Source organism: Orrella sp. JC864 (assembly GCF_037026685.1).
Classification (GTDB): domain Bacteria; phylum Pseudomonadota; class Gammaproteobacteria; order Burkholderiales; family Burkholderiaceae_B; genus Orrella.
This window is the reverse complement of record NZ_JBANET010000029.1, coordinates 21683-34120: the sequence shown is the minus strand read 5'-3', so window position 1 is coordinate 34120 and position 12438 is coordinate 21683. Positions and strand designations below refer to the sequence as shown.

Genomic DNA, 12438 nt, shown 5'->3' with positions numbered 1-12438 from the left:
CGCCGCACGGCGACGGCATCGCCCGACGCCCCGACCGGCCTCGGCGGACGTGTCTTACGAGACGTGTCTTACGAGACGTGTCTTACGGGACGTGTCTTACGGGACGTGTCTTAGCAAACGTGTCCCAGCGACCTGCCCCGCCCCCGCGCCGCTCACCCCAACGCCGTATCCAGCAGCATCATCAACACGAACCCGATCATCAGCCCCCCGGTGGCATACACCTCGTGCCCCTTGCGGTGCGACTCGGGAATGATCTCGTGGCTGACCACGAACAGCATGGCGCCGGCGGCAAAGCCCAGGCCCCAGGGGAGCAAGGCGGCCGAATGGCCCACCACCACCGCCCCCACCACGGCGGCCAGGGGCTCGACCAGGCCGCTGGCGATACCCAGGCCCACCGCCATCGAGCGGCGGTAGCCGGCGGCCAGCAGGGCCAGGGCCACGACCAGGCCCTCGGGCACGTCCTGGATGGCGATACCGGCCGACAGCGCGGCGGCGCGGCTGGCCTCGTTGCCGGCGAAGGCCACGCCGATGGCCAGCCCTTCGGGCACGTTGTGCAGGGCGATGGCAAAGACGAACAGCCAGGTGCGCCGCAGCGTGCTGGCCTGCTGGCCTTCCTTGCCCTTGATGAAATGTTCGTGCGGCAGCGTGCGGTCCATCCAGAGCAGCACGCCCGCGCCCAGCAGCAAGCCGGCGCCCACGATCAGGCCGGCGGCCCAGGGGCCGTGGCCCAGCTTGCCGGCCGCGTCGATGCCCGGCACCACCAGCGAGAAGGCGCTGGCGGCCAGCATCACCCCCGCGCCGAAGCCGAACATGGTGTCCTGCACGCGCTGCGAAGGCTGCTGGGCCACCAGCACGGGCAAGGTGCCCACCGCCGTCGCGGCGGCCGCGACCAGGCCGGCCAGCAACGCGTCCAGCACGTAATCGGGGCTTTGGCTGAAAAAGCGCCAGGATTCGCTGGTCAGGGCCAGCAATCCCAGCGCCAGCAGCAGGACGATTCCTACCCTGCGCAAGGTCCACCTCAGGTGTGCGGAATCGTCGGTGTTCATGCTGCGTTCCCCGGCGGACTTACTTGGCCAGGGCCTCTTCGTAGCGGCGCGCCACTTCGGCCCAGTCCACCACGTTGTAGAACGCGCCGATGTACTCGGGGCGGCGGTTCTGGTACTTGAGGTAGTAGGCGTGCTCCCAGACGTCCAGGCCCAGGATGGGGGTGCGGCCTTCCATCAGGGGGCTGTCCTGGTTGCCGGTGGACTCGACCTTGAGCTTGCCGGCCGAATCCACGGTCAGCCAGGCCCAGCCGCTGCCGAAGCGGGTCAGCGCGGCCTTGGTGAAGGCTTCCTTGAAGGCTTCGAAACCGCCCAGTTCGGCGTCGATGGCCGCGGCCAGCTTGCCCGAGGGCGCGCCGCCGCCCGAGGGCGACATCACCGTCCAGAACAGGCTGTGGTTGGCGTGGCCACCGCCGTTGTTGCGCACGGCGCCGCGGATGTCCTCGGGCAGCTTGTTCAGGTCGCCGATCAGCTGCTCGACCGGTTGCTCGGGCACGTTCTTGCCTTCCAGAGCCGCGTTCAGGTTGTTGATGTAGGTCTGGTGGTGCTTGCTGTAGTGGATCTCCATCGTCTGCGCGTCGATATGGGGCTCGAGCGCGTCGTAGGCGTATGCCAGCTTGGGAAGGGTGTAGGCCATCGTTGACTCCTGTCTTTGGGATGTGAAACCGAACCGCCGCGCCCGGGCGGGACGCGGCAGGTTTCAGGACAGCGCAATCGTCGGGGTAGCGCGGCGGCGCAAGGCCGCCCGGCTGGGCGGCGGGCGCTCCCGCCGCATGCGTGCCCGGACTGTCACCTGCCAGCTTATCAGTTCTGGGGACAGACAGCGACTATGCCCCCACATGCGGCCCAGGCAAGCGTAACCGGACGTGAATCACGCCTGGCTTGCACCCGCCGGGACGGGGCGGGCGGGCCGCTCAGTCCAGCTTGACGCCCAGCGAGCGCACCAGGCCGCCCAGGCGCTCGGCCTCGCTGGCGACCAGGTCGGCGAACTGCCCGGGCGGGCCGCCCACCACGTCGCTGCCGATGGCCTGCCAGCGCCGGGCGAACTCCGGGTCCTGGAAGATCTCGTTGAGCGCGGCGTTGTAGCGCTGCACGATGGACTCGGGCGTGCCGGCCGTGGTCACGATGCCGTGCCAGGCGTAGTAGTCGAAATCGGCGATGCCGGCTTCCTGCATGGTGGGCACGTCGGGCAACTGGGCCGAGCGGCGCGCCGTGGTGACGGCCAGCGGCTTGAGCGAGCCGTTCTGGATATGCTGCATCGAGCTGCCCAGGATGTCGAACATGCTGAAGATGTGCCCGCCGATCAGATCGTTCAGGGCCGGGCCGGCGCCCTTGTAGGGCACGTGGTCGATCGGCGCGCCGGTCACGGATTTGAACAGTTCGCCGCCCAGGTGCTGCGGCGAGCCGTTGCCCGCCGAGCCGAAGGTGACCTTGCCGGGATGGGCGCGGGCGTGCTCGATATACGCCTGCACGCTGTCCACGGGCGTATCGGCCTTGACCTCCAGCACCAGCGGAAAGCGCGAGATCTGGATGATGGGCGCGAAGTCCTTGATGGGGTCGTAGGGCAGGTTGCTGAACAGCACCTGGTTCACCGACATGTTGCCGCTGGCGGCCAGCAGCAGCGTATAGCCGTCGGGCTTGGCCCGCGCCACCTGGGCCGAGCCGATGTTGCCGCTGGCGCCGGCCCGGTTTTCCACGACCACGGTGGTGCCCAGCTTCTTGCCCAGGGGCTCGGCGATCAGCCGGGCCATCAGGTCGGTCGGCCCGCCGGGCGGGAACGGCACGATGAACTGGATGGGCTGGCGGGGCCAGTCCTGGCTGGCCTGGGCCGCCGGGGCGGCCAGCAGCGAGGCGGCGCACAGCGCGGCGGCGAACACGGCATGGAAAGGGCGAGCGGTCATGGAATCGTCTCCGTTTTGTCGTTATGGGCAGGGCATTCTAGCCCCCCGTGCCCGCGCGGCATCCGGAAACGGCCCTAGACCGCCTTGCCGCAGGCCACGCCCGACGCCCAGGCCCATTGGAAGTTGTAGCCCCCCAGCCAGCCCGTCACATCGACCGTCTCGCCGATGAAATGCAGGCCCGGCACGGCCCGCGCCTGCATGGTCTTCTGGTCCAGCGCGCGCGTATCGACGCCCCCGCGCATGACCTCGGCCTTCTTGTAGCCGGCCGTGCCGCTGGGCACCAGCGCCCACTGGTGGATGCCCTGGGCCAGCAGGCGCAGCGCGCGGTCCGGGGCGTCGGCCAGCCGCAGGGCGCCGAAGCCGGCCGGCAGCCGCTCCTGCATGGCAAGCAGCCAGGCATCGGCCAGCCGGCGCGGCCACAGCGCCGCCAGCGCGCTGGCCACCTGCTGGCGTGCGCCCGGCTTGGCGGCCAGCAGTTCGCGCTCGAGCGACAGCTCGGGCGCCAGGTCGATGCCGATGGGCTCGCCCGGCTGCCAGTAGCTGGAGATCTGCAGGATGGCCGGGCCGGACAGGCCCCGGTGGGTGAACAGCAGGTCCTCCAGGAACTCGGCGCCGCGCTTGCCCGCCCCCGTGCGCACCCGCGCCTGCAGCGCCACGCCGGCCAGGGCGGCAAAGGGCTGCCAGGCCGCCGCATCGAAGGTCAACGGCACCAGCGCCGGCCTGGGCTCGACCACCTTCAGGCCGAACTGGCGCGCCACCTTCAGCCCGAAGTCGGTGGCGCCCAGCTGCGGGATGGCCATGCCGCCGGTGGCGATCACCAGCCGCGCCGCGCGCACCGGGCCCTGGTCGGTGTCCAGCAGGTAGGCATCGGCCTGGCGCACGATGCCGCGCACCGCGCAGGGCATGCGCCAGGCCACCTGCCCCTGCTGGCATTCGCGCCGCAGCATCTCGATGATCTGTTCGCTGCTGTCGTCGCAAAAAAGCTGGCCGCGGTGCTTCTCGTGCCAGGCGATGCCGTGGCGGCCGACCAGCGCGATGAAATCCTGCGGTGTATAGCCGGCCAGCGCCGAGCGGCAGAAGTCGGGGTTTTCGGAAATGAAGTTGGCCGGGCCCACGCTGCGGTTGGTGAAATTGCAGCGCCCGCCGCCCGAGATGCGGATCTTCTCGGCCAGCCGGGCGGCGTGGTCCAGCAGCACCACCTTGCGCCCGCGCTGGCCGGCCACGGCCGCGCACATCATGCCGGCCGCGCCGGCCCCGATGACCGCGACGTCGAAACCGCCCACCGGCCTCAATCTTCCCGCAGGCAATCGACGTAGTAGCGCATCTCGCCGTTGGGCAGTTCCTCGCCGGCCAGGCCGTGGATATAGGTCTCGAAGCCCGGGAAGCGCGCATTGAAGGTGCGCGCAAAGCGCAGGTACTGCACGATGGTGCTGTTAAAGCGCTCGCCGGGGATCAGCAGCGGGATGCCGGGCGGATAGGGCGTGAGCAGCACGCCCGTGACGCGGCCTTCCAGGTTGTCCACCTCGACGCGCTCGACCTCGCGGTGGGCCATGCGCGCGAAGGCGTCCGAGGGCTTGAGCGCCGGCACCATGTCCGAAAGATACATCTCGGTGGTCAGGCGCGCCACGTCGTACTCGCGGTAGGCCTCGTGGATCTGCTGGCACAGGTCGCGCAGGCCCAGGCGTTCGTAGCGGCGGTTGTCGCGGCAGAACTCGGGCAGGATGCGCCACATGGGCTGGTTGCGGTCGTAGTCGTCCTTGAACTGCTGCAGCGCGGTCAGCAGCGTGTTCCAGCGGCCCTTGGTGATGCCGATGGTGAACAGGATGAAGAAGGAATACAGGCCGGTCTTCTCGACCACCACGCCGTGCTCGGCCAGGTAGCGCGACACCAGCGCGGCCGGGATGCCCGTCTCGCCGAAGCTGCCGGAAATATCCAGGCCCGGGGTGATGATGGTGGCCTTGATCGGGTCCAGCATGTTGAAGCCGTCGGCCAGCTCGCCGAAACCGTGCCAGTGGTCGTTGGCCTTCAGGCGCCAGTCCTCCTGCTCGCCAATGCCGTCGGGCACCAGGCGGTTCGGCCCCCACACCTTGAACCACCAGTCGTTGCGGCCGTACTCGGATTCGACCTTGCGCATGGCGCGGCGGAAATCCAGGGCCTCGCGGATGCTTTCCTCGACCAGCGCGGTGCCGCCGGGCGGCTCCATCATGGCCGCGGCCACGTCGCAGGACGCGATGATGGCGTACTGCGGCGAGGTCGAGGTGTGCATCAGGTACGCTTCGTTGAAGACGTTGCGGTCCAGCTTGCGGGTCTCGGACTCTTGCACGATGATCTGCGAGGCCTGCGAGATGCCGGCCAGCAGCTTGTGGGTCGAATGGGTGGCGAACACCATGGCCTCGGCGCTGCGCGGGCGGCCGGCGCCGATGGCGTGCATGTTCTGGTAGAACTCGTGAAAGGCCGCGTGCGGCAGCCAGGCCTCGTCGAAGTGCAGGGTGTCGATCTCGGTGCCCAGCTTGTCCTTGATCATCTCGACGTTGTAGATCACGCCGTCGTAGGTGCTTTGCGTCAGCGTCAGGATGCGCGGCCGCTTGTTCTTGGCGTTGCGGGCAAAGGGATTGGCCTCGATCTTGCGGCGGATGCTTTCGGGATCGAACTCTTCCAGCGGGATGGGGCCGATGATGCCCAGGTGGTTGCGGGTGGGCCGCAGGAACACCGGGATGGCGCCGGTCATGGTGATGGCGTGCAGGATGGACTTGTGGCAGTTGCGGTCCACCACCACCACGTCGTCGGCCGCCACGTTGGCGTGCCAGACCACCTTGTTGGACGTGGAAGTGCCGTTGGTCACGAAAAAGCAGTGGTCGGCATTGAAGATGCGCGCCGCGTTCAATTCCGACTCGGCCACCGGGCCGGTGTGGTCCAGCAGCTGCCCCAGCTCGTCCACGGCGTTGCACACGTCGGCGCGCAGCATGTTCTCGCCGAAGAACTGGTGGAACATCTGCCCCACCGGGCTCTTCAGGAAGGCCACCCCGCCCGAGTGCCCGGGGCAGTGCCAGGAATACGAGCCGTCCTGGGCGTACTTGACCAGCTCGCGGAAAAAGGGCGGCGCCAGCCCGTCCAGGTAGCTCTTGGCCTCGCGGATGATGTGGCGCGCCACGAACTCCGGCGTGTCCTCGAACATGTGGATGAAGCCGTGCAGCTCGCGCAGGATGTCGTTGGGGATGTGCTCGGACGTGCGCGTCTCGCCGTACAGGTAGATCGGGATGTCGGTGTTGCGAAAACGCAGCTCGCCGATGAAGGCCCGCAGGTTCTTGATGGCGTTGGCCACGTCCTCGGGCGAATCGACGTCGAACTCCTCGTCGTCGATGGACAGGATGAAGGCGCTGGCGCGGCTTTGCTGCTGCGCGAAGGAGCTCAGGTCGCCATAGCTGGTCACGCCCAGCACTTCGACGCCCTCGGCCTCGATGGCCGCCGCCAGCGCCCGGATGCCCAGGCCAGAGGTGTTCTCCGAGCGGTAGTCTTCATCGATGATCACTATGGGGAAGCGGAATTTCATGCGCGACGCTCCAGGCGGCGGAAAGAAAATGGAGGCGAGTGTAACGCCCGGCGGGGCGGTGCTGGCGTCATAAATGCCGCCCAACCCGGATTCTAGGGCGAAACCGGGACACGGTTGACGGCGCCGGCCGGCCGTCTTCTACTGTGGGGCAGCGCCCCAGGCGCTTTCGGGAGGAGGATTCCATGCAGATCACCAGCGCTCCGGTCACCATCATGTTCGTGGTCTACATCCTTGCCATGCTGCTCATCGGCTGGCTGGGATACCGCGCCACCCACGACCTTTCCGACTACATACTGGGCGGGCGCAAGCTCGGCGCCTTCGTCGTGGCGCTGGCCGCCGGGGCTTCGGACATGAGCGGCTGGCTGCTCATGGGCCTGCCCGGGGCGGTCTACACCGAGGGCATCTCCGCTTCGTGGATCGCCATCGGCCTGACCATCGGCGCCTACCTGAACTGGCGCTTCATCGCCGCCCGGCTGCGCGTGCACACCGAGCATGCCGGCAACGCCCTGACCCTGCCCGACTTCTTCTCCAACCGCTTCGAGGACCGCAGCAACCTGCTGCGCATCGTCTCGGCGCTGGTCATCCTGGTGTTCTTCACGCTGTATTGCGCCTCGGGCGTGGTGGCCGGCGCGCGCCTGTTCGAAAGCATGTTCGGCATGAGCTACCCCTCGGCCGTCTGGCTGGGCGCCTTCTGCACCATCGCCTACGTCTTCATCGGCGGCTTCCTGGCCGTGAGCTGGACCGACACCATCCAGGCCTCGTTGATGTTCACGGCGCTGGTGCTGGCCCCGCTGATGGTGATCCACTCGCTGGGCGGCTTGGGCGACAGCACCCAGGCGGTGGCCTCGGTATCGCCCCAGCACCTGGACATGTTCCGCGGCATGAGCACCATCGGCGTGATCTCGCTGCTGGGCTGGGGCCTGGGCTATTTCGGCCAGCCGCACATCCTGGTGCGCTTCATGGCGGCCGAGTCGCTGCGCACCATCCCCAACGCCCGGCGCATCAGCATGACCTGGATGATCCTGTGCCTGGCCGGCGCCGTGGCGGTGGGCTTCTTCGGCATCGCCTATTTCGCCGCCAACCCGGGCCAGGCCGCCGGCGTCAACGCCAACGCCGAGCGCGTCTTCGTGGAACTGGGCCTGATCCTGTTCAACCCGTGGATCGCCGGCATGCTGCTGGCCGCCATCCTGGCGGCGGTGATGAGCACGCTGTCGGCCCAGCTGCTGGTGTGCTCCAGCTCGTTGACCCAGGACATCTACAAGACCTTCGTGCGCCGCGACGCGCCCCAGCGCGAGCTGGTCTGGTTCGGCCGGGCCATGGTGCTGGCGGTGGCGCTGGTGGCGATCTGGCTGGCCTGGAATCCCGACAGCCGCGTGCTGTCGATGGTCAGCTACGCCTGGGCCGGCTTCGGCGCGGCGTTCGGGCCGGTGGTCATCCTCTCGCTGGTCTGGCGCCGCATGACCCGCAATGGCGCCCTGGCCGGCATGATCGTGGGCGCCGTGGTGGTCCTGGTCTGGAACCACTACGCCTGGTTCGGCCTGTACGAGATCATTCCGGGCTTCATCCTGGGCGCGCTGGCCATCGTCCTGGTCAGCCTCGCCGACCGGGAACCGCCCGGCTCGGTCACCGGCGTTTTCGACCAGGTGCAGGCCGAGATGCGCTCGCCGGGCGTGCGGGAAAACGTCTGAACAGGCCCCGGGCAGACGCCGCGCCGGCGGCGGCCCGGGACCGGAATCAAGCCCGCGGCAAGGTCACGCCCTGCTGGCCCTGGTACTTGCCGCCGCGGTCGCGGTAAGAGGTTTCGCAGATCTCGTCGCTTTCCAGGAACAGCATCTGGGCGCAGCCCTCGCCGGCGTAGATCTTGGCCGGCAGCGGCGTGGTGTTGGAGAACTCCAGCGTCACGTGGCCTTCCCATTCGGGCTCGAGCGGCGTCACGTTGACGATGATGCCGCAGCGCGCATAGGTGCTCTTGCCCAGGCAGATGGTCAGCACGCTGCGCGGGATGCGGAAATACTCGACCGTGCGCGCCAGCGCGAAGGAGTTGGGCGGGATGATGCACACCTCGCCCTTGAAATCGACGAAGGATTTCTCGTCGAAGTTCTTGGGATCGACGATGGTCGAATTGATGTTGGTGAAGATCTTGAATTCGTCGGCGCAGCGCACGTCGTAGCCGTAGCTGCTGGTGCCGTAGCTGACGATTTTTTCCCCGTCCCGGGACCGGACCTGGCCGGGCTCGAACGGTTCGATCATGCCGGCCTCGGCGGCCCGGCGGATCCAGCGGTCGCTTTTGATGGTCATTTTCTGGGTTTCCTAGAGAGGCGCTATTGTAGCGATCGGCGCAAGGCCCTAGTCCAGGAAGAAGGTCCGGTAGACCAGCTCCAGGCCGTTGACCGCCCCGCCCTTCAGATCCAGCGACAGCCTGCGCGAGAGCGCATAGCTGGCGCGCGCCACCGTGTCGGCGCCGGACATGGCCTGCTCGACGCTGAGCGTGATGCCGCTGGAGAAACGCTTGCTGGCGATCAGGAACTGGTTCTCCAGCTGCTGGCTGCTGTTGCGGTTGACCCTGCCCACCACCGTGGTGTCGGGCAGCAGGCTGCCCGAGCTGCCCATGGCGCCCGAGCGGATGCCCACGTCGTCCAGGCCGAACTTGCGGTAGAAGGGCTCGCCATCGCCGCCCAGCAGGGCCGCGCCCACCGACAGCAGCAAGGCGGCGTCGTTGCCGTCCTGGTCCGGGCCGCGCCCCAGGATGAGCCACGAGAGCTTCTCGGTTTCGCTCACGTCCGGATAGGAGACCAGATCGATGCGCGGGCGGCGCGCCGTGCCGGCCACCCGCACGCCGGCCTCGACCTGCTCGCCCAGGCGCAGCGCCTCGATATCCAGCAGCGGGTTCTCCAAGGTGTCCTGGAAAGTGATGGTGCCGCGGCGCAGGTGCAGGCGCTGGCCATAGGCCTCGAAACGCCCGCCGCGGGTACGCAAGGCGCCCTCCCCGGTAAGCCGACCCTGCCGCAGCCGGATCTGCAGCGCCCCGACCAGGCCCGAATCCAGGCCCATGCCGGTCAGGTAGAAGCGCGGCCCCAGGTCGATGTCCAGCACCATCGAAGTGTCCAGCGCCGAGGAGGTTTCGATCTCCTGGCCCTCGTGGACCACGATGACGTCGTCGTCCACGGTGGGCACGCTGGCCAGCATGTCGATGCTGGCCCAGCCCGCATCGGCCGTCAGCTTGCCGGTGATGGACAGGCTGGGCAGGGCCGCCTTGATGGCGATGGCGCCGCTCATCATGGCGTAGCGGTCCACCCGCTGCAGCACCGGGAAGCGGTGCAGCACCACGTCCACCGCACCGGCCGACTCCAGCAGGTTCCATTGGCCGCTGGCGCGCAGCTCGCCGTTCTGGGCATCGGGATTCTGGGTGATCCACTCGCGCGTGCGCCATTCGGGCGGCGTGACGCGCAGCGAGGCGGGAAAACGCAGCGATTCCAGGATAAAGCGCTCGTTCTCCAGCCGGGCCGACAGCGTGCCGTCGATCAGGCGCACGCCGTCGTCCACGCGCACCACGCGCAGGTACTCGCCCTTGAGCGTGCCCTGGGCCTGCCACTGGCCGTCCAGCCGGCCCTCGGCCTGGACATTGGCGCGCAGGGTGCCGCCGATGTCCAGGCTATCGCCGGTGAACAGGCTGACCCAGGCCAGGTCGGCGATGTCCGCATCCAGGCTGGCGCGCAGCGGCTGGCGCTCGTCCAGGCCCGGCACGCCGCCGCGGGTCGCCAGCATTGCCGAGACCTTGCCGTTGATATTGCCCATCCTTTCGGTCAGCACGCTCAGCACCGCATCCAGGCGGCTGGCGCCGCCGGAGGTGGGCGTGGCGCGCAGGTCCACGGCCAGCTCGCGCAGCCCGACCGGCACCGGCGGCTGGCCGGGGATCATCAGGTCGCCGCCGCGCCGTTCGATGCGCGCGGTGCCCGCCAGGGCGCCGGCGAACTGCAGGTCCCAGCGGGCGTCCAGCGCCATGCTGCGATCGATGTTGCGCTCCTGCGCCATCCGCACGCCGCCGCGCTGGCTTTGCCGGGGCGGCTCCTGCCCCAGCGCGCGCTGCACGTCCTCGATCAGCTCGGGCGAGACGACCACGTTCTCGGCGCGGCCCGCGCTCTGCCAGCGGCCCGCGCCGCCGCGCGAGCCGCCATGCTCCAGCGTGATGGAACGCTGGCCCGGCAGGCCCGCCGCCAGCGTGGTGGCGCCCAATTGCCACTGCCACTGGGGCGCCTGGGCGCCGGGCAGAAAGGCCACGGCCAGCGGACGGCGCAAGTCCAGCCCGAAACCGGCATGCGCGGCCTGCAGCGCCGCCAGCGTGCCGCGCCAGCCCGTCAGCCCGGCCTGGAAGGCGTTGGCGGCGCCCGGGCCCCAGCCGCCTTCAAGCGCCAGGCTGGCACGCGCGGGCGCCTCGCCCACGATGCCTTCGCGCGGCTTGGCCGGCGTATACACGGCGTCGAGCTTGGCGCGGTGGGCCGCCGGCGTGCCGCCTACCTGCCCCTTCAGGGTGGCCCCGCCCGGCAGGTCCGGCCAGAAGGCCGCCAGCCGCGGCGCCAGCACGTCCAGCGCCAGCGTCGAACCGGGCTCGCCCCAGCCGCCGTCGGTGCGCAGGCGGTTGGGCCCCAGGCGCAAGTCGGTCTGCAATACCGGCAGGCGCAGGCCCATCCAGTCGATGGCCTGGCCCGGCACGGCCGAAGCCGGCGCCTGCATGCGGGCCTTGAGCGTGCCCTGCAGGGCTTGACCGTTCCAGCGGCTGCCCTGGCCCACCGCCAGGTCGATCTCGCCCTGCGTAGGCAGGCTCTGGTCGATCAGCTCGAAGTCAAAGCCGAGCGTGGCGCTGAGCACGGCCGGCGGGATGGCCCCGGCCAGCAGCCCGCCCAGGTCCAGCCGCTCGGCCTTGAGGCTGCCGCGCAGCCGGTCGCGCACCGGCTCCGGCTGGGCCGGCCCGGCGCCGGCAGGCGGGGCCGCCGGCAACTGCGCCGGCGCGGGCTGGCCGGCCTGCGCCAGTCGCTCCCAGAGCACTTCGGCCGCCAGCGAGGAGCCATCGGCCAGGCGCAGCGCCAGGTCGGCCCGCTCCAGCGGAAAGACGCCTTGCGGGGCCAGCGCGGCGTGCGCCCGCAGATCCACGCCCGCGCCCTCGCCCTTGACGTCCAGCACCACGCGTTCCAGCGAGCCGCTGGCCTGCGCGTCCACCAGCACGGTGCAGCCCTGCGGCTGGGCCGCGCCATGCGTGCCATGCGTGCCGGCCTTGCCGGCCGCCGGCCGCAAGGCGTCCAGGCACAGGGGCGACTGCGGATCGGGACTGTGCACCGACGCCAGCAGCTGCACGTCCATGGGCCAGGGTTCGGCCAGCTCGTCCAGGCGCAGCTCGCCCTGCAGCTGGGTGCGCGCCATCGGATGGCCCACGCGCAGGCTGGCCAGGCGCAGCTGCGCGGTCTGGGCCAGCGCCAGCGTGGCTTGCAGGTCTTCGATCTCGACCGGCAGCGGCTGGCCGTCCTGGACGAGCTCGAAGCGGCCCACGGCCAGGCGGTCGATGGCCACCTGCACGGGCAGCACCGGGAAAGAAAACGGGCCGCCGTCTTGCTCCTCGGACGGCGGCGCGCTGGCGGTTTCGACGCGGATGCGGTCGGCCGACAGGTCCTGCACGCGCAGCAGGCGCTCGCCCAGCTGCGGCCAGTCGGCCGCCAGGTTCAGGTTATCCAGCTCCACGCGCGTGCCCGGCGGCGCCACCACCAGCGAGCGCACCCGCACGCCGCGCCACAGCGTGCCTTGCACGTCCTGGGCATGGCCGCCCAGCTGCGCGGCCACGGTCTCGAGCAGCATGCGCGTGCCGGCCTGGCTGCCCACCGCCCAGGCCAGGAAGCCGCCCAGGCACAGCAGCAGCATGACCAGGGCCGGCAGCCACCAGACCAGGATATGGCGC

8 protein-coding genes are annotated in these 12438 nt (G+C 69.7%); 1 reads left to right on the top strand and 7 read right to left on the bottom strand.

From position 1 onward, the window contains the following. Positions 1-152: 152 nt before the first annotated feature. From V8Z80_RS19430 to V8Z80_RS19410, 5 genes are all read right to left on the bottom strand, one after another. Entirely contained in the window at positions 153-1046 is an 894-nt protein-coding gene (locus V8Z80_RS19430; RefSeq protein WP_155194601.1) for a ZIP family metal transporter, read from the bottom strand. Positions 1047-1065: 19 nt separating this feature from the next. Beyond that, on the bottom strand, positions 1066-1680 hold the full coding sequence (locus V8Z80_RS19425; protein WP_155194602.1) for a superoxide dismutase: 615 nt from the start codon (positions 1678-1680) through the stop codon (positions 1066-1068). A gap of 277 nt (positions 1681-1957) precedes the next feature. Next, positions 1958-2944: a Bug family tripartite tricarboxylate transporter substrate binding protein gene (locus V8Z80_RS19420; protein WP_336063162.1), complete on the bottom strand. Its 987-nt coding sequence runs from the start codon at positions 2942-2944 to the stop codon at positions 1958-1960. A 74-nt stretch (positions 2945-3018) separates the two neighbouring features. Next, a complete protein-coding gene (locus V8Z80_RS19415; RefSeq protein ID WP_336063161.1) occupies positions 3019-4227 on the bottom strand; it encodes an NAD(P)/FAD-dependent oxidoreductase in 1209 nt (402 codons plus the stop codon). A gap of 5 nt (positions 4228-4232) precedes the next feature. Continuing rightward, complete coding sequence (locus tag V8Z80_RS19410) at positions 4233-6494, bottom strand: Orn/Lys/Arg decarboxylase N-terminal domain-containing protein (protein WP_155194604.1); 2262 nt, start codon at positions 6492-6494, stop codon at positions 4233-4235. Positions 6495-6676: 182 nt separating this feature from the next. Here V8Z80_RS19410 and putP point away from each other — a divergent pair, with 182 nt between their 5' ends. After that, positions 6677-8182 (top strand): sodium/proline symporter PutP, encoded by a 1506-nt coding sequence (gene putP / locus V8Z80_RS19405; RefSeq protein ID WP_336063160.1) that lies wholly within the window; start codon positions 6677-6679, stop codon positions 8180-8182. Between the two features lie 46 nt (positions 8183-8228). Here putP and dcd read toward each other — a convergent pair whose 3' ends face one another. Continuing rightward, entirely contained in the window at positions 8229-8792 is a 564-nt protein-coding gene (dcd, locus tag V8Z80_RS19400; protein WP_336063159.1) for a dCTP deaminase, read from the bottom strand. 48 nt (positions 8793-8840) lie between these two features. After that, the gene (locus V8Z80_RS19395; RefSeq protein ID WP_336063163.1) at positions 8841-12401 is read right to left on the bottom strand and encodes a translocation/assembly module TamB domain-containing protein; all 3561 of its coding nucleotides are present in this window, start codon (positions 12399-12401) and stop codon (positions 8841-8843) included. Between the last annotated feature and the right edge of the window lie 37 nt (positions 12402-12438).